Genomic DNA, 20382 nt, shown 5'->3' with positions numbered 1-20382 from the left:
AGCTGGATTAATCAGCTATGATGAAAATCTTCAATAGACAATTCCTTTCTTGTGCTCTGGGGTCACCATGCTATTTTTTAATCGTATGAATAATCAGCATCTTGCAGAGATCGCTCAGCTTCAGGACGCCTTAGAAGAAAAAAACAGATCGTTACATGATGCCAATCTAAGAGCCCACCAAGCCGAACAAAATGCCATCGTGAGTGAAGCAAAAGTACAGCAACTGACAAGTTTAATTGGCAATTTATCCAGCTTTTCTGAATCCTTAATCGCCAATCAAACCTCGCTCGCTACACTCGCAAACGCGATGCGTAGCGAAAAAGAAAGTGCAGCAAATGCGAAGCGTGCGTCATCTCAAAGCAGCCAAGAAATCGATCAAATTGCCGTAAGCTTGGCTCAGCTCGCCACCTCATCAAACAGCGCAGCAGATCAAATTGGCCGGCTTGATGCTCGGGCACAAGAAGTGGGTGGCATAGTACGAATGATTAAAGAAATTGCCGAGCAAACTAATCTGCTGGCACTCAATGCCGCCATTGAAGCTGCCCGCGCAGGAGAACAGGGCCGCGGCTTTGCTGTTGTTGCAGATGAAGTCAGAAAACTGGCCGAGCGCACCGCCAATGCCACCAATGACATTACGATTCTAGTTGAGCAGATTCGCAGCGATAGCAGCGATAGCCGCACAAAAATGAGTGATTTAGCCCAACAATCCGCAAGCTTCAGCCAAAATGGACAAACCGCATCCGGGACGATGCAAACCTTGATGCAAATATCGACCAATATGGAGCAAAGCAGCGCAGCATCTGCCCTAAGAGGGTTTTGCGAGCTGGCTAAAGTGGATCACATTATTTTTAAATTCCGGGTTTATCAGGTGCTGTTTGGGCTTTCCAATGAGGATGAAAGCCAGTTTGCCAGCCATACATCCTGCCGTTTAGGTAAATGGTATTACGATGGCGAAGGTAAAGAATGCTTTTCCAAGCTCAATGGCTACCGAGAAATGGAAACACCCCATATGAAAGTACATAGTGCGGCATTAAGCGCTTTACGCTCCTATTTCAGTGGTGATTCACAAAGAGCAATCGAAGCCGTTGCTGAAATGGAAGCAGCTAGTTTGTTGGTATTAAGCAATCTGGAAAAGATGTCCATCAACGGCGAAAAAGACAGCGAAACGCTCTGCCTGCACGCATAAAAAAGCCCCGCCAAACGACAGGGCTTTTAAATCTAATCACTTATTACTGGCAAGCTGCACCTTTAGTCCATACATCATTTGTGCCTGGCTCATTGCCTTGAGTCCACCATTTATTGGTGTACTCGAAGCCTTTGTGTGAAACCTTAGTGCCGCCAGCGGCATACACCGTGGTTGCAGACCATGCAGTTGCAGCGCAAGTGTTGGAGCTACCCGCTTCAAAACTAACAGCCACACTGCGCGGGCCAGTCACATTCACCAAAGTAAAGCTGCTGCTGATGGCTTGTGCAACGCCATCAACGGTAATGCTCTTGATTTTGAAGTTAGCATTAGGTGTGATAGTGAAAACCTGATTGGTTTTTTCACGCACTTGCACAACGCCAGAAGGCGCAATCACACCGCCAGTGCCAGCCGAAGCCGTTACCGGGAAGTAAATTGCAGTTGATGGATCATCAATCTTAATATCGCTGTAATTGCCGGTTACGCCGTAGAAATTCTTAGCCGACAGATCAGAGATCTTAGTATTGAGTAAACGCAGCGCCTTCGTATCCCCGCCATTAGAAGCCGGATTTAAGGTCAGCACTACATCAGCACCCTCTTGCTTCAGCGCTAAAGCGCTAAAGTTGTAAGCAAATGCAGCTAAATTAACCGTTGTATTCGCGGCTTTAAAGTAATCCACGCTTTTTGCCTTGCCCCAGCCCCATGTGGTTGGGTTCAGCAGCACGGTGAACTCCAGCGCAGAATAACTGCCACTCATATTGCTGAACATATCTGAAGATACTTGTGCAGCTGTTACGCCCGGCAATTCGATCCATGAATAGATGCCACCGTCTGCTGCTTGTGTACCAATAAACAAGCTGCCGTTGTCCTGGAATATTTTCAGGTGCTTAAAGCCAAGGCCCGCAGTACCCTGAATCTGATCCAGAGCCGGATTAAAACCAGTTGCGGTTTGCTTGCCAGACCATGCTAGCTTGTACACGGCAGAAACAACAATCACGGCTGATGGATTAGCCTTTACAGCTGCAGCGGAAACTTTTTCAAGCAAAACAGACTGCCCGGCAAACTGCAGCAATGCACCACCTGCGCTATCTGTTACCGCTAAAGAAGCCAGCGGGTTAGAGCCAGTCCAGTTGCGTAATACAATTTTATCTTTACCCACTACAAAATCTTTTACTGTGGTTGTGCCACCTGGGAACTGGCTGAGATAAATTGTATTTTTGCCGCCGCCGGTATAAACCGTGTCATTACCCTGCCCTGCAGATAAAACCTCATCCAGCGGGCCGCCACTAATGGTGTCATCGTTTGGCGTATCAATTTGCGTATCGTAATTACCAAATTTATCGATATAGGTTGTTACGCAAGTGCCTTGCTCATCGCACGCTACTTTATTGGTGATCAATAAATCAGCCGCCCCCCAAGCGCCGCCTAAGTGAGCTGCAGCCAGTAAACCGGACATCGTGGCTTTAATGGTAATTGGATTGCCGTTTTCATCTTTACCTGGCCAAGATTTAGCCAAGGCCTGTGCCCAAGTGATATTGGCAGCGGCCAGCTTTTCTGACATCACGCCATAGTTAAAGCGCATGGCATCACGAATCACATACTCTTGCTTGGCTGGATTTTTTAAATCAGCAAAGCTGTTCACACCATTACGGCCAGAGAAAGTGCCTTCCCAGCGATTATTATGTGTGCCACGTACTTTATTACCGCCTGAGCCAGGAATTTCAATTGTGGCTTCAGTAACACCATTAGCCCATGTTGAATCAGGCGCGAAAATATAGAATTTATCCAGATTTTCTGTCGCTGAAACATATTTCACCGGTGAGTAATAACCGGTATCAATCATTAATGCTTCGCCCAGCTGATAACCAATAAAACCCCAAGCATTAAGCGAACTGTATTGCATGGTCTTAAACATGGCAGCCTGATCTGCTGCATTTGGATTGTAAATAGTATTAAGACCCAGCTTAGTAAAGTACTGGTTAACTGTCGTTGCCTCAATAATCAGGCTGCCCGTAGACGGATCACGCACCGGCACGCCAGGAGTAACAACTTTGGCATAGCGCAGAATCGGTGAATTAAAATTCTGCTTATAAAAATCGGCTTTAGCCGGATCAATACCGGATTCAAAAGCACGCATATTATCAAGGAAATCCTGGAAGGATCCCTTAGTTGCAGCAGGCGCGGCAATCGCAGCCATAGGCATAGAAACTAATAAACCAGCTAAAATGGTTAAGCGGTGTTTCATTGAATTTTTCATTCGTCTCTCTCAATTGTTTAGGATAAATGCCGTTTAAAAAGCAAATTCTTTATATTTTTTGAAAAATCTAATACGCAAATCCAAAACCAGGTCTATTTAATTTCTGCACCTCCTTTTATAAAAAATATAATCAAATCAAAACCGCATCAATCAGCCACTCCCGCAGCCCTTTGTTTTCATCCGGCATAAAAAAACCGGATCTGCGCGGGAATGGCATCACTGAATCAAACAATCAAACGCTCAGGCACACCTGCGCCGCAGCCCGCGCGCTGCATTCACGGCTGCCGTAAGCGCAAACATGGCCAGCCAGTTCAGGCACAGGCTCATAGGCATTACGTAAACCGATCACCACCAATTGCGCGCCAAATTTAGCGGCAAGTTCCGCCACCATTGCTTTAGATGCCGCTTGTTTAAAATCTTCACCAGGCAGCGGGTAATTTTCAATGACAGCCAGAACCAGCTGATCCGCTGCGACGTTCACCTCAGCAAGCCATGTTTTGGCCTCGGTGTAATCCAGAATACTCAGCCTCTCTGCAGGCAAGAGGGCGCTGATTTCTGCTGCAAAATAATCAAAAGCAGGCGTCGCCTGATTAGGACCAATACCGCGCGGATTCACCAGATTGGCGTAATCGGCCAATGGCGTGGTTTGCAAAACAAATACGTGTTTATCCGCCTGAACCGGCAGATTACGTGCCGGGTCGGCCAGAATTTGTACGGCAGATTTGGCTGCCGCCTGCTCAACCTTGCGATTGGCCAGCGGATTAAACTCATGAAACAGCGGCATACCCACCAGACGCGCCAGCTTAAAGGCCACAACGCGCTCTACAATCAGATTCAGCTCGGCTTCCGGCATACGCCCGTCTTCTACCGCACTGACAATGGCCCCAATCATGGCCAGCTGGTTTTCAAGGTAGTTATCGTTGTGATCGTAGTGCTCTTCTGAGAGCATCATCATGTCGATACCGGCTTTAAACGCAATAATGGCGGCCTCTACCGGCGGGAAATTACGGCGAATTGCGCCCATATTCATGCTGTCGGAAATCACAATGCCTTTGAAACCCAGCTTTTCGCGCAGGACATCTTGCAAAATGGCCCTCGATAAAGTTGCCGGATAAACCGGATCGATCTGCGGGTAGCAGATATGCGAGGTCATCATCAGCTCTACCCGCGCATCAATCGCGGCTTTAAAAGGGGCAAGGTCTTCTACCAGCAGCGTGGCCAGCGATTTATCCACCACAGGGATTTCACGGTGCGTGTCGCCCGTAGTGTCGCCGTGGCCAGGGAAATGCTTGGCACAAACCACAATTCCGCCATCGTGAGCGCCATGCACCGCTGCCCCTACTTGTACCGCCACCTGTGCAGGCACTTCACCAAAGGCACGGGTATCAATAATCGGTGAATTAGGTTTCAGATTTACGTCTGCACATGGGCCAAGTACACAATTAAACCCAGCAGAACGCATTTCAATACCGAATACGCTATACATTTGCGCACTGAGGGCTGGATTATCGGCGCTGCCCAAGGCCAGATTGCCCGGCCCGGTTGTTGATTCCGGAGTAAGCACACTCCATGCGCCTTCCTGATCCACGCCCAACAACATCGGTACGGAATCAACACGCTGATTCACAATCGCGGCCATTGCTTGGGTCAGCTGACGTGCCTCGGCAAAAGTAGCGGCATTGTCTTGGCTAAGATAACAACCGCCTAAGTTGTAACGCTCAATCAATGGGCGGGCTGCTTCGGCATCTTTGCCGGGGAAGGCCAGAATAAACAATTGCCCCACCTTTTCTTCCAAAGACCAGCCGCTTATTTTTTGTGCAGCCTGGCTGCGAAACGATTCAAACATACTAAAACTCCATTTTTAAGCAATAAGGGGCCACAGGCCATGTAAAACGCGGTCTGAAGTCAATAAGGAAACAGCTAAGCTAGGAAGAAAGATCTGCAGACACGGAGTAAGGAAGAACACAGAGCACACAGAGAAAGACAAGAACGAGCTATTGCTTGTGTTTTTCTCTGTGTTCTTTGTGCCTGCAGACCTTTTTGAAGTCAGATCAGCGCTTTTTCTTGCGGAGATTGCCCATAGTCAGGGTGACGGCGAAGATGATAATCAGGCCACGGAAAATCATTTGCTGATCCACATTCAGCCCCATCAGTACCAGCCCGTTATTCACCATGCCCATAATCAGCGCGCCGATGATGGAGCCCATCACCGTGCCTTTACCGCCAAACAGGCTGGTGCCGCCAATAATCACCGCGGCCACCACCATCATCAAATCATTTTCACCCAAGGTGTAGCGTGCACTTTGCAGGCGGCCTGCGTATAAAATACCTGCCAGTGCAGCAAGTGCAGCGTTTAATACCAGCACATACAGCTTGATGCGGTTAACGTTAATCCCCGAATACATCGCAGCGATTTTATTGCCGCCGCTGGCCAGCACTTCTTTACCAAAAGCGGTGCGGCGCAATAAAACATGGCCCAGCACAGCGATCAGTACCATCCAGATAAACAGCACCGAAACCGGGCCGATATCGCCGGAGCCAAACACAAATACAAAAGTTTCGTTCTCAACCGGAATCGATTGCAGGGCGGTAATCCAGCGCGTCACCCCGGTGATAATCCCCGCCATACCAAGGGTCACCAGAAAAGATGGAATACCCACTTTGGCAACAAACAAGCCATTAATTAGTCCACACAAAGAGCCAGCAAGTAAGGCTCCCAGCACCGCCCAGCCAATGCCATAAGGCATCAGCATGGCCGCCGTCACGGCAGACAGCGCCACAATTGCGCCAAAAGACAGATCAATCTCTGCTGCAGATAAAACAAAAGTCATGCCCACGGCCATAATTGAAATCATGGCGGTCTGGCGGGCAATATTCATGAGATTACCCGCTTCTAAAAAGCCTTTGTCGTGCAGGGTAATTGAGAAAAATATAAAAATACCGATGAAAACCAGATAAATAACCGAGCTTTTCCAGTCTGTCTGGCGGGCAGGCACAACTGCTGTGTCCGCTTTATTTGCCGTGATGTCCATACCATCCCTCTTAGATTTAGGAATTAGATTTCTTGCATAGCGCACTTCACTTTGGGTACGCCATGCTCTTTGATCCTGTCGCTTGAGTGCCTTGGGTTATACGTCTAATCCCTACTGCACCGCCGCCAGCAAACGCTCTTCTGTCTGGCCTTCTTTAATCAGCCCGGAAATCCGCCCTTTATTCACGATATATGTGCTGTCGCAAAAGCTGGCGATTTCACTGTATTCACTGGAAACAAAGATCACCGCATTTCCCTGTGCCGCGTATTCATTCACGATGCGCATTATTTCGTACTTGGAGCTCAGGTCGATACCAAAAGTAGGATCATCCAGCAACATGACACGCGCATTGGTGCTCATGCATTTGCCAATCACTACTTTTTGCTGATTACCGCCTGATAAAAATCTCACCACCTGATCCGGCCCGCTGGTTTTAATATGCAGACGTTTGATCAGGTTTTCGACCAACTCCCTGCCTCGCCCCTCATCCAGCAGTAAGGGAGAAGACAATTTATCAAACAAAGACATTAGCATATTGTCAGCAACACTAAAATCTAAAACCAAGCCTTGGCTGCGCCTGTCTTCTGGCACAAGATTAATGCCCAGCTTAATCGCGTCTTTTGGCGTTTTAATGTTTACGCTCTGACCAGAGAGCAAGATCTGCCCGGATTCGATGGCATCTAGGCCAAAAATCGCTTCTAAAATCTCGGTACGGCCACTGCCAAGTAGGCCTGCTAAGCCAACCACCTGCCCTGGATACACCTTAAAAGACACGTCTTCCAGCACCGAAGTCACTACATTACGCAGCTCCAGCAGCGGTGTTTGCTCAGTATCCACGGCTACGCGCTGCCAGTTTTCATTGGCATTGCGATGGTGTCCCAGCATATCAGCGACCAATTCTTCGATATTGGTGGTGATCACCGGGCTGCTGCGGACCAGAAAACCATCTCGCAGCACGCTGACCGAATCACAAATCTTAAAAATATCGCGCAAATAATGGGTGATATAGATAATCGAAACGCCTTGCGACTTCAGCGTATTCACCACGGCAAACAGCTTTTCAATTTCTTTATCTGATAAAGACGCGGTGGGCTCGTCCAGAATTAAAACCTTGGCATTTTGCGAAATGGCTTTGGCTATTTCGATAAACTGCTGCTGACCCATCGTTAGCTCGCCCACACTCTGCCAAGGATCAAGCACGATGCCCATTTTTTCTAGCACCGCCAGAGTGGCCTGCTCCATGGCGCGGTGATCAACTAGGCCGCCCCTGCCCAGCCAATTGCCCATAAAGATGTTTTCGGCCACGCTCATCGTCGCAACGAGGCTCAGGTCCTGATAAACCATCACAATCCCAGCTTCCCGTGCATCACGCGGAGACTGGAAATCAACCGGCTGACCAAACAAAGACAGCTCGCCCGCATCGCGCTGATAATAGCCATTAAGCAGCTTCATCAGTGTCGATTTACCTGCACCATTCTGGCCAACTATCGCATGCACCTCACCCTGCCTGAGGGTGAAATCAATGCCTTTTAATACGGCATTGCCATCAAACGCTTTAGTCAGCCCTCGTGCTTGAATTGCAGCTTCATTCATTGAGATGAAATCCCTGTTGCTTGGCGGGTTTTACCCGTCTTACAAGGCCGCACAAAACCCCTTAAACACAGAGCGCACTCACAGCACACCACCTGCTGTAGACCCTGCTCTCTGTGTTTACATAATCAAGGTTTGTATCAGCCGCTCTGTATTATTTTTTTGCTGCCAGTGCTTTCACAACGGCATCAGGTGGCTGGCGGAATAATGCTTTATTCCACTGTGCTGCCAGATTGCCTGAAGTTACCTTGATGGCATCAACGGTCACAAAAGCGGGGGTAGGTTTATTGATCAGGGACATCGCGCCCATGGTGGCCAGGGTTTTACCCATATCGTAAGGCAGATCGCTCACAATTCCCGCCACATTGCCACCCTTCACCATATCCAGCGCATTGGCCGCGCCCAGATCCATCGTGATCACTTTGACGTCTTTACGGCCAGCGGTGCGTACTGCCGCAGTCACGCCTTCGGCAATCGCATCCCATGGTGCATAAATGGCTTTTACAGATGGGTTTTGTGTCAGAATCGCCGAAGCAATCACTTCGCCGTCATTTGGGTTGGCAATGCCTTTATCGGCGACCACTTTGATATTGGGGTAACGCGCCAGCACGGCCTTCACCGCGCTGTCACGCTGATTGGTAACGTAGTAATTAGCTGCATGATGCATCACGGCCACATCGCCCTTGCTGCCAATACTGTCTGCCATCAGCTCAGCAGCGGCCTTGCCCATGCCAAATAAATCATCAGTCACAATGCCTGCGTAATCTTTACCCGCCTTAAAGCCCTGCGGTGCATTGCTGATAAACACCAGCTTCACACCCTGCTGAGTCGCTTGCTTAAACGCTACAGCGCCTGACACGGGATCAATCACCAGTGAAATAATAATATTGGGTTTTAGCGCCAGAACGGTTTCAAGATCAGTACGCTGTTTTTTGGGATCCATTTCTGCATCGGTAACAGCAACAACTTTAATACCCAATTCATCAAAGACCTTCTTGGCGCCCGCAATCAAAGCAGTCGAAAAATCCGACGTGGTATGCATCAGAATCGCTGCTTTATAATCCTTGCCCTTCAGCTGAGCCACATCCTGAGCTGCCAGTTTTACCTGAGTGTAAGACGTTGGCGTTTCACCATTAGGCCCTACGGTATGATCCACAGCCGCAAAGGCATTGGTACAGAACAGGGCAAGCAGCAGACCTTTTAAACTAGCACGCATTTTTCAACCTCTTGATGTGGGTATTCATGGGTGTAGTATAGGTGTTTTGTAGGTGGCGTCAATCAATTGACGTGAAAAACATAAGATTTTGTTGGTATTCGTTCCCAGACTACATTTTCTTTTTTTAGTGGCAAACAAAGCACTTAATTGAATTTTTTATTCCAGAACTTAAACCCACCTTCTTAGACAAAAACAATATATAAAAAAATTCCCCTGCCGAGGCAGGGGAATAAAATGCCGATTACCCGGCAGAGGAAAACTACAGGGAAAACTTTATTAAATTACTTTGCTGCAATACGATCATTCCATTTTTTAGCCGCTGCATCCAAAGCCGCTTTTGCTGACTTACGGCCTTCAATCGCAGCTTGTACTTCGTCATTAAACTCTTTGCTCATAGTTGTTGCATCTGGCATCAGCGCTGCTGGCAATGTCAGCGTACGTGCAGCACCCATCGATTTAGCAACAGTTGCACGTGCTACAGCAACTGGATCGCCACCCTCTGCACCTGAGGAGAAGAAATCGCTTTCAGCGGCTTTACGGGCAGACGGGAAGGTTGTGCCAGTCGCTTTAGAGAAGCCTAATTGCTGCTCGCTATTGGTCAGGAACAAGCCCAGTTTTGCAGCAGCTTCTGGGTTTTTGTAACCCTTAGGCTGTACAAAAGACATCAGCCAAGAGCCCAGTACCAATTTACCTTCGTCCTGAGGGAAGGCCATAATGGCTGTTTTTTCGTAAGCTACTTTACTGCTGTCAGCCAGTTTGCCTAATGCGGTTGGTGCGGTTGTCATCATGGCAAGTTTACCTGCGCTGTAACCCGCAATTTCTTGCTCAAATTCAAGACGGAAGCTGTCTTTTGGCAATACGCCTTTCTTGTACATATCGGCAAATGTTTCAACTGCTTTGATGTGCTTAGGGCTATTAAATACAGCTTTACCATTAGCAAAAATTGGCAGGCCCATGTATTGGAACCAAGGGATCATGCCGCCGTCGCCGCTCTTTGTTGCCAGCTTAGGCGAGAATGCCGCCACGCCGGTTTTAGCCGTAATAGTACGGGCAGTGGCTACAAATTCTGCAAAGTTTTTTGGATTTGATTTAATACCGCTCTTTGCCAACAATTCTTTGTTATAGGCAATAACCGATGCAGCATTGTAGAAAGGATAGCCATAGATCTTGCCGTTAACGGTCAGATCTTGCAAAGCGCCAGCTTGGTATTCTGCTTTGTTTTTGCCGATCAGTGCATCCAGTGGTTGCAGCAAATCTTTCTGAGCAAATTCATGCGTCCACGGCGTATTGAAGTTAACCAGCGCCGGAGGATTACCCGCAGCAATTGCAGAAATCAGCTTAGGCTGAATCTGATCCCAGTTCATATCAACCCAAACGGCTTCCAGCTCTGGATTTGCTTTATTGAAGCGCTGAACAGCATCGTTCCAGTATGGAGCAAACTTAGTAACGTTAAATGTCCAGAATTCAACCTTAGTTGTATCTGCGGCATGGGCAAATGTTGAAGACAACATAGCGGCCAGCAATAATGGACGGACTAACTTAAAGTGCTTTGACATGACTCTCTCTCCGGACTTATGAAGTGGGCTTTTAAACCCCACCATTTTTGGAATACGACGTTTTTTACTCGACTGACAATCAGACATTTATTAATAAACATCTATTTCAATTTTTTATATGATAAAAATTGAATTTAAAAGCACTCAAGCAGCAGGCTGAATATATCGCGAGATAATGTATCTCAATCACTGAAAACAGCGCGTATAAAGCACTTTGCTTAGGTGATTGAAAGCAAAATGTAGGCATTTTGTAGGTGCAAGTCAAGACATAGGCATATTCGTTGTATTTTTGGCATAAACCGATGATCCACGCGGATGTAGCTTCAGCACCACAAACTACATAAAGTGCTTTTGATTCAAATAACTGAGATAAAAAATGCCAAAAAAAAATGAATTTGTAGAATTCCTGCTGGAACAACTGGCCCCACTGGGCTCATTGCGGGCGAAAGCCATGTTTGGCGGCTATGGGATTTACTGCGATGAAATTTTCTTTGCCATCGTGGCTGGCGACATCCTGTATATCAAGGCAGACGAACAATCAAAGGCTGAATTTACCTGTCTGGGCCTCATTCCTTTCAGCTACAGCAAAAAAGACGGCTCAGTACAAAGTATGGCCTACTACCCTCTGCCAGAAGAGGCTCTAGAAGAAGCAAAAAGCATGATGTTCTGGGCCAGAAAAGGGATTGCTGCCGCCCTGCGTAAGCGCTGATTACAGAAAAATAGACTGCTTTTAATGCGTGTAACACTAGGGTCTGTTGACGTTTCATTCACTGCTGCGTTGGCTGCAGTTTTGGGGCTGAACAAGGCAAAAGACACCACATGGTACGAGTACCATGAGCGTCTTTTAACGCCGTGCAGCCCCAAAAATGCAGCCAACCCTCCGCGTGCGAGGGTTTTTCCTCGCCCAGCGATGGGGCTGGGCCGGAAAACGGCCATTCACGGCGTTATGCTCCTCGGAAATAACCAGTTATTGCCTTCGTCGCATGCCTTGTGCCTGGCAGTTTTCCGGCTCAGCGCAATTGTGAATGAAGCGTCAACAGACACTTAAGACTTCACGAAAAAGTCATTCTCGTAGACAATTGAAGACGAATGCACGGCCTTCAAAATGAGCAGCCAGTCATAATGAACGGAAGTGTTTCTTAACCAGACTGCCATTTTTTGAATTGCCCCTTGATCGAGATTATCGAAATGCGTCAGATTACTGTTAGCCGTAATACGCTGGAAACCCAGATTACCGTCACACTCAATCTTGATGGAACGGGGGTATCTAAATTTGATACCGGCGTGCCTTTTTTTGAGCATATGCTCGATCAGGTCGCACGCCACGGCTTATTTGATATCGAAATCAAAGCAGTGGGCGATTTGCATATTGATGCCCATCACACCGTAGAAGACGTAGGCATCACCCTTGGCCAAGCTTTTGCACAAGCCATTGGCGATAAAAAAGGCATCCGCCGTTACGGCCATAGCTATGTACCGCTAGATGAAGCCCTTAGCCGTGTCGTGGTCGATTTATCCGGCCGTCCCTGTTTGGAATACAACGTTGAATACACTCGCGCCATGATCGGTGGCTTTGACGTTGATTTGTTCGGCGAATTCTTCCGTGGCTTTATCAATCACGCCGCCATCAGCCTGCATATTGATAATCTAAAAGGGCAGAATGCCCACCACCAAGCCGAAACCGTATTCAAAGCCTTAGGCCGCGCGCTGCGTATGGCAGTAGAGCCCGATGAGCGCATGGCGGGCATTACCCCTTCAACCAAAGGTACACTGGTCGGCTGATGCTAGGGCTCATCGCTGTGCTCTGGCTCTTATTTGCCAGCCCTGCTTATGCTGAACAATGGCTGCAATGGGCGCAGGACAGCGATTCCAGCAGCTGGATAGATACAGACTCGGTGATTGAGCGGCGCAACCATGTTTATTACCGCTATCAGTGGCGCTATTTAAAGACTCAAACCAGCCCCGATGGCGATTACGATAAACGCCAGACCAGTGCCGCTGTAGATTGCGGGGCCAAACGCAGTGCCAGCTTAAAACACCAGCTATGGCTGCAGGACAAGCCCGTTGCCGAGCTGGCCGGCCATGATTTCATCACACAGAATTTGGCTGGCACCGTACATGCTGTTGCTTGCCTGATTGCAGAGCAGAAAAAACGTGGCACAGCCTTGCAACTGTGTCAGTATCAGGCAGATATCAATCACCCGATCTGTGGCAATACAGCCCTGATCCAACACTGAAAACAACATGAAAATTGCTGTCGTCGATTATGGAATGGGTAATTTACGCTCGGTTACCAAAGCTTTAGAGCATGTAGCCGGTGATCATGCACAAATTGTGCTGACCGCAGACCCCGCCATCGTGGCTGCCGCCGATAAAGTCGTCTTCCCCGGTCAGGGTGCCATGCCCGATTGCATGAAAGAGCTGACCGAACGAGGCCTAAAGCATGCCGTACTTGATGCCGCCCGGGAAAAACCCTTTCTGGGTATTTGCGTGGGTGCACAACTGTTATTTGAACACAGCGAAGAAGGCGATACCGCTGGCCTTGGCGTATTTAAAGGCAATGTTGTGCGCTTTCCTAAAGATAAAATGGTTGACGGCCAAGGCCAGAAATTAAAAGTGCCGCATATGGGCTGGAATGAAATGTTTAAAGTGCATGATCATCCACTTTGGGCAGGCATCAGCGATGCGGAGCGCTTTTATTTTGTGCACAGCTACCATTTTCAGCCTGATGACAATATCACCGTCTTAGAAAGCTGCTACCCATATCGCTTTGCAGCGGCAGTAGCAAAGGATAATATCTTCGCTATTCAATGCCATCCTGAAAAAAGTCATCAAGCTGGTCTAAGCTTATTGAAGAATTTTGTAAACTGGAATGGCAATACCTAAAAGGTAATGGAATGAAAACGCTTTGGAAATGCTGCAATGAAGCACTACAAACAAGCTTTTTTACTACCGGTATTTACAGCGTAATCACCGTCTGCTTAGCCAGCAATCATTCCGTAGATCGGCATTCCTGTTTAGTTTTCTTTAGCGCTATGCTGATAGTTGATCTTTTAACTCAAGCAAAAACACACTTTTTTTCACACCCAAAACAAAACCTGACTCCATCATGCTAATCATCCCTGCAATCGACTTAAAAGACGGCCAATGTGTTCGCCTGCGCCAAGGTGAAATGAGCGACGCCACTGTGTTTTCTGACGACCCGGCCAGCTTTGTAAGCCATTGGCTGGGCCAAGGCGCCCGCCGTATGCATCTGGTCGATCTCAATGGTGCATTTGCTGGCAAACCAAAGAATTTAGGTGCAGTAAAAAGTATTCTTAAAGCGATTGATGGCGAAGTACCTGTGCAGCTGGGCGGTGGAATCCGCAGTCTAGAAACCATCGAAATGTATCTGGATGCGGGTATTGATTACGTCATTATCGGCACCGCCGCCATCAAACAACCCGGCTTTTTGCACGAAGCATGTGATGCATTCCCTGGCCAGATTATTGTGGGGCTGGATGCCAAAGACGGCTTTGTGGCTACGGATGGCTGGGCCAAAATTACCGATCTGAATGTAATCGATCTAGCCAAACGATTTGAAGGCTATGGCGTAGAAAGTGTGATTTACACCGATATCGGCCGCGATGGTATGTTATCCGGGGTGAATATCGAAGCCACGGTTAAGCTGGCCCAGGCGCTCACGATTCCCGTGATTGCTTCAGGCGGGCTCACTAATCTGGACGACGTCAGAAAGCTTGCCGAAGTGGAGTCAGAAGGAATCGAAGGAGTCATTACCGGCCGTGCCATTTACGAAGGCACAATAGACTTTAAAGCGGCGCAAGAACTGGCCGACGAATTGTCTAACTAAAGTAAATCAGAAAAACGATGGCAACGCGCTCCGTTTTTCTAATGCACTCAAGACAGCGAGGTGCCCATGTCACAGCCTGAATGGTTTGATTGGGCGCAAAGCGAGCGCAAAATTGGCGACTACCTGCAAGAGCAGGATCCCATCCTTTTTGCAGCGGTCTGCCAGTTACTCTTTGATTGTGATCCGATGATGATCCCGCTGGTGATGGAGCCTCAGGGCTATGCACCTGAGGTGGGCAGCATTTTGCGCGTATTACCGCAGTGCCAGTCCGAAGAAGACGTAAGAGAAGTGCTGCACAACGTCTTTGTCCAGTGGTTCAGCTCTGAATTTGCGGGTGGCCTTGGGCAATATAGCGAGGCAGCAAATAAGCTATGGACGCTCTGGACCAGCCAGCAATCCGAATAAGCCCTCTTCTGAAGAAAACCAATGTCCCTTGCTAAACGAATTATCCCCTGTCTCGATGTGACCGCTGGCCGTGTTGTAAAAGGTATTAACTTTGTAGGCCTGCGCGATGCGGGCGACCCAGTTGAAATTGCCAAAAAATACGATGCTCAGGGTGCAGACGAAATCACCTTTTTAGACATCACCGCCTCATCTGATCAACGCGATATTATTTTGCACGTTATTGAAGAAGTAGCAGCCCAGGTGTTTATTCCGCTGACCGTGGGTGGCGGTGTGCGCGTGGTAGATGATATCCGCCGCCTGCTCAATGCCGGTGCCGATAAAGTCAGCATCAACACCACCGCTGTGACTAATCCGCAAATGGTGAAAGACGCTGCAGACCGTTTTGGCAGTCAGGCCATTGTAGTGGCCATCGACGCCAAGCAAGTCAGCCTGCCGGGCGAAGCATTGCGCTGGGAAGTATTTACCCATGGCGGGCGCACCGCCACCGGGCTGGACGCCATCGAATGGGCAACCCGTATGCAAATGCTGGGTGCGGGTGAAATTTTACTCACTAGCATGGACAGAGACGGCACGAAGATCGGCTTTAATCTGCCGCTCACCCGCGCAATCAGCGATGCCGTAGATATCCCCGTCATTGCCTCGGGCGGCGTGGGCAATGTGCAGCATTTGGTTGATGGCGTCATTCAGGGACACGCCGATGCCGTGCTGGCAGCGAGCATTTTTCACTTTGGTGAATACACCATACGTCAGGCCAAAGAAGCCATGCGGGCAGCGGGAATTGAGGTGCGCTTATGAGCTGGCTGGACGAAATCAAATGGGATGAAAAAGGCCTTGTACCCGTCATCGCTCAGGATAAAGACAGCGGCCGGGTGCTGATGTTTGCCTACGCCAACCGCGAAGCCGTGGCACTTACTGCCGAAAAAAACACCGCCCATTACTGGACCCGCTCCAGACAAAAACTCTGGCATAAGGGTGAAGAATCAGGGCATTTTCAAAAAGTATCGGCCATACAGTTCGATTGCGATGGGGATGTGCTGATTTACCAGATCGAGCAAGTGGGTGGCATTGCCTGCCACACCGGCCGGAAAAGTTGTTTTTTTCGGACGCTGATCAATCAGGAATGGCAAATCACGGATGAAGTGATCAAAGATCCTGCCGATATTTACACTCACGCCCACCCTTAATTACCGCCACAATCATTGTCTTCTTAAGCCTTAGGTTTGAAAGTACGAACCGCTTGAGAAAAAGAATAGACAATCCGCAAGATTTCCGAAGAATCGCCACGTACTTGTAACCTAATGGCAATATAATCGGGTTCTGAATCGAATCAGGGATATAGATCTATGGTTTCCGCAGACATTCTGGAACGCTTATCGACCACGCTGGCCAGCAGGCATGGCGCAGATCCATCAAGCTCTTATGTTGCCAAACTGTTTCATAAAGGCACTGACGAAATCTTGAAAAAGGTGGGTGAAGAGGCGGTTGAAACAATTATGGCGGCCAAAGACGGCGATAAGCTGCATCTTGTCCGCGAAATCGCCGATCTGTGGTTCCATACTTTGGTGTTGCTTGAGCATACAGGCCTGAGCCACGAAGACGTGCTGGCAGAATTAGCACGCCGTGAAGGTATTTCTGGCATAGACGAAAAGAATTCCCGTAAGGAGCAATAAAGTGAGTGACTGCCTTTTTTGTAAAATTGCAGCGGGCGAAATCCCGGCTAAGAAAATATATGAAGACGATGAAGTGATCGCCTTTCATGATATTCATCCTGTCGCCCCGGTTCATTTCTTATTGGTTCCTAAAATACATCTGGATTCTCTGGCTCAAGCCGAAGCTCAGCATCAGGCCCTGCTTGGCAAAATGATGCTGCTGACCTCCAAACTGGCAGCAGAGCAGGGTTTGAGCGATGGCTATCGCACCATTATTAATACAGGGCATGGTGGCGGACAAACTTTCTTCCATCTTCATATGCATATTATTGGCGGCAAACCGCTATCAACTAACATTTCAGAAATCAGCACGCAATAAGCGCGCTATCAGGAGATTGCATCATGGGTTCATTCAGCATTTGGCACTGGCTAATTGTTTTGGTGATCGTTGTACTGGTTTTTGGTACCAAAAAACTAGGCAGCATCGGTAAAGATTTAGGCTCTGCAGTAAAAGGCTTTAAAGATGGCATTAAAGAGGGCGAAACCCCTGCTGCCAAAACAGAAGACAAATCTGCCGATACCAACAAACCTTAAGGCTTGCCCGTGTTTGATGTGAGTTTTGGCGAGCTAATCACGATTAGTGCCGTCGCCTTAATCGTCATCGGCCCAGAAAAGCTGCCTAAAGTCGCACGGACTGCAGGCGCTTTGCTGGGTCGTGTGCAGCGCTTTATCTCGACCGTAAAATCAGATCTGGATAAAGAGTTTCAGCTGGCAGAGCTGGCCAAAGTCGAGGCCGAGATTCGTGCCGAGGCCTCAGCACTCAGCCAGACCATTCACCAGCCCCTGGAAGAAGCAGCTCAGGCCTTATCAGAGCCAGCCCCCATCCAGGAGATTGAGCATGCACCCGCCGGGCCTCAGGGTGATCTGTTTGCCCCGCCCGCAGCTCCTCCTTCAGGCTCTAGGCCAGATCGGCGTTAAACAATGACGGATAATCTCCAGCCCCTTTTAGTGCATTTAATCGAGCTGCGTACGCGAATTGTGCGCATTGCTGCGGTTTTTTTAATTGGATTTATTGCCTGTTTTGCTTTTTCAGAACAGCTCTATGATTTGATGGTTGCACCGCTTGCCCATGTTTTACCTAATCAGAAACTGATTACCATCGGCATTGCCTCACCTTTTGTTTTACAAATCAAAATCGCCTCCATGGCGGCCTTTATGCTTACGCTGCCCCATACCTTGTATCAAATGTGGGGGTTTATTGCACCGGGCCTTTATACCCATGAAAAAAAGCTGATTTTGCCACTGGTATGCGCGTCCACCCTGCTCTTTATGCTGGGCGTGGGCTTTGCCTACTTCCTCGTTTTTGGCGTGGTATTTAAGTTTATTGTTTCGGTCGTCCCTGCCTCCATGCAATGGCTGCCCGATTCAGGTGAATACCTCGATTTTGCAATGGGAATGTTTATCTCGTTCGGGGTGACATTTGAAGTACCCATTCTGGTGATTGTGCTGGTAAGAATGGGCTTTATCAGCGTTGCAAAGCTGAAAGAGATTCGCCCCTATGTTATTGTCGGGGCCTTTGTCATCGCGGCAGTTGTTACCCCGCCTGACGTTGTATCTCAATGCCTGCTTGCTATTCCTCTCTGGCTGCTTTTTGAAGCGGGAGTATTAGTTGCAGGCTGGATGTACCAGCCTCCTCAGAAAACTATCGAAAGCGCCCAATGATTCCGCAACTCCGAATATTTCAGACCCTGCTGTTTTTACTTGCCGCAGTGCCCTGCGGCATTCCTTTTCGCTACCAGCCCAATCCGGTGTTCCCATCCGAGCTGGCCGCTTTAGTCCTAGCCGTACTGATGGTACTCACCGCCACCCTGCTGCCTTCCCGCGAGAAATCCAGCCCGCCTTATGCCAGCCTGATCTGGTTTGGCTTGGCGGCGGTAATTGGCTTGCAAATGGTGCTGATGCCCGTACTGTACTGGTCTGATCGCACCGAGCCTGTTCTTTATGCCCTGACCGCAGCCTTCTCCGTATGGGCACTCGCAAGGGCGCGGGATCATTTTGGCAGCATGCAACTGGCGCCCTTCTTTGCATGGGGCTTGCTGGCCGGAGCGATTTTTAACTCTGCGGTATCCGTACAGCAGGTTGTAGAGCTGCTGCAAAATGGCCCAAGGCTGATTTTTGGCCATTTGGGCCAAAAGAACTTGTACGGGCATTACCTGACCTGGGGTTTGGCTGCCGCTGCGTGGCTTACCGCCGAAAAAGAGTTACCTAAAACCTGGTTCTGGCCCATTGCCACATGGCTGGCATTATCCATTGCATGGAGCAGCTCCCGCTCGCCCTTTATGTATGCAGGCGCATGGCTGGTCTTTGGCGCCTTGTCCGCTTACCTTGGCAAAGACAGCGTACGCCGCTTTGGCCTGCTGCTTACCGCCAGTGCCGCACTGATTATCGTGATGCAGTTTGTTGCTCCATGGATTAACGATGTACTGCAATCATTGCTGCATGCCAAAAACGAAGTCCCTACCGGGCTGGATCGCCTTGATTCCAATGGCTCCCGCCGCTTGGTGGAGTGGCAGAAAGCATGGATAACCTTCCTGGCTCACCCATGGCTGGGTGTAGGCTGGGCCGCATATCCTTCACAAAGTATTGCCCTGCAGGTTAACCCGGCTTTTGCCATCGTGACAGAAAGCGTGCTGTTTACTCATGCACATAATTCGCTGCTCAATATCATGGCCGAAACAGGTTTGGCAGGTACGCTGGTGATGGTTGGCGGCATGCTGTGGATGTTTATTGCGCTTCTGAAGCGTGAGCATGATCCGGTCAAAATATTCGGTGCCGCGTTGGTGATTGTTTCGGTACTGCATAGCCTGGTGGAATACCCGCTCTGGTATTACCACCTGCTTGGCCCCTTTGCCTTGGCGCTGTTCTTTTTACGCTCTGATGCACCGCGCAGGCTGCAACTGCCTGATTGGGCAGAGCGTGCCAGCCTTGGCACTTATGGCGTTGCCGCACTGGCTACGGCAGTGTTTGGCGGCATGCTGTATATCCAGATTTATCCGATTATGGATCCATCTGATAAACCCGCAGAAAACGCTGGCCGAATTAAGACTTTACAAAAGCTAAAGCAAAATCCATTAATCGATTTCTATGCTGATTTTGCGCTGTCGAATTACATCGTCGCCAGCAAGCAGGACATGCCATGGAAACTGCAGATTCTGGACAGGCTGAATCAGGTACGCCCCTACCCTAGTCAGCTCAGCGATCAGGCCATTATGGAAACCTTGCGCGGCAATAGCAGCAAAGCCCATAAACTAATGCGCCAGGCCGCTTTCTCCTACCCGGAAAGCCTCAATTACTTCCGAGAAGCAATCATGGAATTCAAAGAGCCTGAAGTGCGCGCTTTAATCAGGGAAGTGGAAGACGCTGAGAAGTTGTTTGGGAAGGAAAAAAAGTAAGGGAAGGACATCGTGGCGTCCGTGAACCAACAAGATCTTTTGATGTTGGAGCGGTAGCCACTGCGGGGGCCTTCCTTTCGAAGCGAAAGAAGGCCTCCCCGACCAGCACAAAGGCCCCTCACTGCAGATAATCGGCTTGGCGTGCTTGAAGGGGTGATTTAAGCCCTATACCGAGAGCGTGATTACTCCATT

At 49.0% G+C, this 20382-nt stretch carries 21 protein-coding genes and 1 pseudogene; 16 read left to right on the top strand and 6 right to left on the bottom strand.

Annotated elements, in window-relative coordinates:
* Positions 1–67: 67 nt before the first annotated feature.
* Both DYD62_RS24475 and DYD62_RS24470 read left to right on the top strand, forming a co-directional pair.
* Positions 68–724 (top strand): annotated as a pseudogene (locus DYD62_RS24475) (methyl-accepting chemotaxis protein); the annotation flags it as partial.
* Positions 725–748: 24 nt separating this feature from the next.
* Positions 749–1186 (top strand): CZB domain-containing protein, encoded by a 438-nt coding sequence (locus DYD62_RS24470; RefSeq protein ID WP_373280372.1) that lies wholly within the window; start codon positions 749–751, stop codon positions 1184–1186.
* A 43-nt stretch (positions 1187–1229) separates the two neighbouring features.
* Here DYD62_RS24470 and DYD62_RS17355 read toward each other — a convergent pair whose 3' ends face one another.
* The 6 genes from DYD62_RS17355 to DYD62_RS17330 form a co-directional block, all read right to left on the bottom strand.
* Entirely contained in the window at positions 1230–3440 is a 2211-nt protein-coding gene (locus tag DYD62_RS17355; RefSeq protein WP_115228662.1) for a carbohydrate-binding protein, read from the bottom strand.
* Positions 3441–3672: 232 nt separating this feature from the next.
* Positions 3673–5286 (bottom strand): glycoside hydrolase family 3 protein, encoded by a 1614-nt coding sequence (locus DYD62_RS17350; protein ID WP_115228661.1) that lies wholly within the window; start codon positions 5284–5286, stop codon positions 3673–3675.
* 205 nt (positions 5287–5491) lie between these two features.
* Positions 5492–6472 (bottom strand): ABC transporter permease, encoded by a 981-nt coding sequence (locus tag DYD62_RS17345; RefSeq protein ID WP_115228660.1) that lies wholly within the window; start codon positions 6470–6472, stop codon positions 5492–5494.
* A gap of 111 nt (positions 6473–6583) precedes the next feature.
* A complete protein-coding gene (locus tag DYD62_RS17340) occupies positions 6584–8065 on the bottom strand; it encodes a sugar ABC transporter ATP-binding protein (protein WP_115228659.1) in 1482 nt (493 codons plus the stop codon).
* A 151-nt stretch (positions 8066–8216) separates the two neighbouring features.
* Positions 8217–9278 (bottom strand): substrate-binding domain-containing protein, encoded by a 1062-nt coding sequence (locus DYD62_RS17335; protein WP_115228658.1) that lies wholly within the window; start codon positions 9276–9278, stop codon positions 8217–8219.
* A gap of 281 nt (positions 9279–9559) precedes the next feature.
* Positions 9560–10834 carry an ABC transporter substrate-binding protein gene (locus DYD62_RS17330; protein ID WP_165928709.1) on the bottom strand — a complete coding sequence of 425 codons (1275 nt, stop codon included), beginning with the start codon at positions 10832–10834 and terminating at the stop codon, positions 9560–9562.
* A 376-nt stretch (positions 10835–11210) separates the two neighbouring features.
* Between DYD62_RS17330 and DYD62_RS17325 the strand changes: the two genes are divergently transcribed.
* The 14 genes from DYD62_RS17325 to DYD62_RS17260 all read left to right on the top strand — a co-directional run bounded on the left by DYD62_RS17325 (position 11211) and on the right by DYD62_RS17260 (position 20190).
* Positions 11211–11543 (top strand): TfoX/Sxy family protein, encoded by a 333-nt coding sequence (locus DYD62_RS17325; protein WP_115228656.1) that lies wholly within the window; start codon positions 11211–11213, stop codon positions 11541–11543.
* Between the two features lie 479 nt (positions 11544–12022).
* Entirely contained in the window at positions 12023–12616 is a 594-nt protein-coding gene (gene hisB / locus DYD62_RS17320; protein WP_172476521.1) for an imidazoleglycerol-phosphate dehydratase HisB, read from the top strand.
* 17 nt (positions 12617–12633) lie between these two features.
* Complete coding sequence (locus tag DYD62_RS17315) at positions 12634–13071, top strand: surface-adhesin E family protein (protein ID WP_147288278.1); 438 nt, start codon at positions 12634–12636, stop codon at positions 13069–13071.
* Between the two features lie 7 nt (positions 13072–13078).
* Positions 13079–13720, top strand: coding sequence for an imidazole glycerol phosphate synthase subunit HisH (gene hisH, locus DYD62_RS17310; protein ID WP_115228654.1), 642 nt, complete (start codon positions 13079–13081; stop codon positions 13718–13720).
* A gap of 223 nt (positions 13721–13943) precedes the next feature.
* A complete protein-coding gene (gene hisA, locus DYD62_RS17305) occupies positions 13944–14684 on the top strand; it encodes a 1-(5-phosphoribosyl)-5-[(5-phosphoribosylamino)methylideneamino]imidazole-4-carboxamide isomerase (RefSeq protein ID WP_099397138.1) in 741 nt (246 codons plus the stop codon).
* A 66-nt stretch (positions 14685–14750) separates the two neighbouring features.
* On the top strand, positions 14751–15089 hold the full coding sequence (locus DYD62_RS17300; protein WP_115228653.1) for a hypothetical protein: 339 nt from the start codon (positions 14751–14753) through the stop codon (positions 15087–15089).
* Between the two features lie 21 nt (positions 15090–15110).
* Entirely contained in the window at positions 15111–15884 is a 774-nt protein-coding gene (gene hisF, locus DYD62_RS17295) for an imidazole glycerol phosphate synthase subunit HisF (RefSeq protein ID WP_115228652.1), read from the top strand.
* Positions 15881–16273 (top strand): phosphoribosyl-AMP cyclohydrolase, encoded by a 393-nt coding sequence (gene hisI / locus DYD62_RS17290; protein WP_115228651.1) that lies wholly within the window; start codon positions 15881–15883, stop codon positions 16271–16273. The genes hisF and hisI overlap by 4 nt, the downstream gene beginning before the upstream one ends.
* A 159-nt stretch (positions 16274–16432) precedes the next feature.
* Positions 16433–16759, top strand: coding sequence for a phosphoribosyl-ATP diphosphatase (locus DYD62_RS17285; protein WP_115228650.1), 327 nt, complete (start codon positions 16433–16435; stop codon positions 16757–16759).
* A 1-nt stretch (position 16760) separates the two neighbouring features.
* Entirely contained in the window at positions 16761–17117 is a 357-nt protein-coding gene (locus DYD62_RS17280) for a histidine triad nucleotide-binding protein (protein ID WP_115228649.1), read from the top strand.
* A 23-nt stretch (positions 17118–17140) separates the two neighbouring features.
* A complete protein-coding gene (tatA, locus tag DYD62_RS17275; protein ID WP_115228648.1) occupies positions 17141–17332 on the top strand; it encodes a Sec-independent protein translocase subunit TatA in 192 nt (63 codons plus the stop codon).
* Between the two features lie 9 nt (positions 17333–17341).
* Positions 17342–17716 carry a Sec-independent protein translocase protein TatB gene (gene tatB / locus DYD62_RS17270; RefSeq protein ID WP_115228647.1) on the top strand — a complete coding sequence of 125 codons (375 nt, stop codon included), beginning with the start codon at positions 17342–17344 and terminating at the stop codon, positions 17714–17716.
* Positions 17717–17719: 3 nt separating this feature from the next.
* A complete protein-coding gene (gene tatC / locus DYD62_RS17265) occupies positions 17720–18460 on the top strand; it encodes a twin-arginine translocase subunit TatC (protein WP_099397146.1) in 741 nt (246 codons plus the stop codon).
* Entirely contained in the window at positions 18457–20190 is a 1734-nt protein-coding gene (locus DYD62_RS17260; protein WP_115228646.1) for a PglL family O-oligosaccharyltransferase, read from the top strand. The genes tatC and DYD62_RS17260 overlap by 4 nt, the downstream gene beginning before the upstream one ends.
* Positions 20191–20382 lie beyond the last annotated feature (192 nt).

This window comes from Iodobacter fluviatilis (assembly GCF_900451195.1).
Taxonomy (GTDB): Bacteria; Pseudomonadota; Gammaproteobacteria; order Burkholderiales; family Chitinibacteraceae; genus Iodobacter; species Iodobacter fluviatilis.
The sequence above is the reverse complement of the archived record's forward strand: the minus strand, read 5'-3'. Positions and strand labels throughout refer to the sequence as shown.

Bases quoted from the DNA above. Each gene is read 5' to 3' on its own strand.
- DYD62_RS24470 (WP_373280372.1), top strand. From the start codon at position 749: ATGCAAACCTTGATGCAAATATCGACCAATATGGAGCAAAGCAGCGCA.
- DYD62_RS17355 (WP_115228662.1), bottom strand. From the start codon at position 3,440: ATGAAAAATTCAATGAAACACCGCTTAACCATTTTAGCTGGTTTATTA.
- DYD62_RS17350 (WP_115228661.1), bottom strand. From the start codon at position 5,286: ATGTTTGAATCGTTTCGCAGCCAGGCTGCACAAAAAATAAGCGGCTGG.
- DYD62_RS17345 (WP_115228660.1), bottom strand. From the start codon at position 6,472: ATGGACATCACGGCAAATAAAGCGGACACAGCAGTTGTGCCTGCCCGC.
- DYD62_RS17340 (WP_115228659.1), bottom strand. From the start codon at position 8,065: ATGAATGAAGCTGCAATTCAAGCACGAGGGCTGACTAAAGCGTTTGAT.
- DYD62_RS17335 (WP_115228658.1), bottom strand. From the start codon at position 9,278: ATGCGTGCTAGTTTAAAAGGTCTGCTGCTTGCCCTGTTCTGTACCAAT.
- DYD62_RS17330 (WP_165928709.1), bottom strand. From the start codon at position 10,834: ATGTCAAAGCACTTTAAGTTAGTCCGTCCATTATTGCTGGCCGCTATG.
- DYD62_RS17325 (WP_115228656.1), top strand. From the start codon at position 11,211: ATGCCAAAAAAAAATGAATTTGTAGAATTCCTGCTGGAACAACTGGCC.
- hisB (WP_172476521.1), top strand. From the start codon at position 12,023: ATGCGTCAGATTACTGTTAGCCGTAATACGCTGGAAACCCAGATTACC.
- hisH (WP_115228654.1), top strand. From the start codon at position 13,079: ATGAAAATTGCTGTCGTCGATTATGGAATGGGTAATTTACGCTCGGTT.
- hisA (WP_099397138.1), top strand. From the start codon at position 13,944: ATGCTAATCATCCCTGCAATCGACTTAAAAGACGGCCAATGTGTTCGC.
- DYD62_RS17300 (WP_115228653.1), top strand. From the start codon at position 14,751: ATGTCACAGCCTGAATGGTTTGATTGGGCGCAAAGCGAGCGCAAAATT.
- hisF (WP_115228652.1), top strand. From the start codon at position 15,111: ATGTCCCTTGCTAAACGAATTATCCCCTGTCTCGATGTGACCGCTGGC.
- hisI (WP_115228651.1), top strand. From the start codon at position 15,881: ATGAGCTGGCTGGACGAAATCAAATGGGATGAAAAAGGCCTTGTACCC.
- DYD62_RS17285 (WP_115228650.1), top strand. From the start codon at position 16,433: ATGGTTTCCGCAGACATTCTGGAACGCTTATCGACCACGCTGGCCAGC.
- tatA (WP_115228648.1), top strand. From the start codon at position 17,141: ATGGGTTCATTCAGCATTTGGCACTGGCTAATTGTTTTGGTGATCGTT.
- tatC (WP_099397146.1), top strand. From the start codon at position 17,720: ATGACGGATAATCTCCAGCCCCTTTTAGTGCATTTAATCGAGCTGCGT.
- DYD62_RS17260 (WP_115228646.1), top strand. From the start codon at position 18,457: ATGATTCCGCAACTCCGAATATTTCAGACCCTGCTGTTTTTACTTGCC.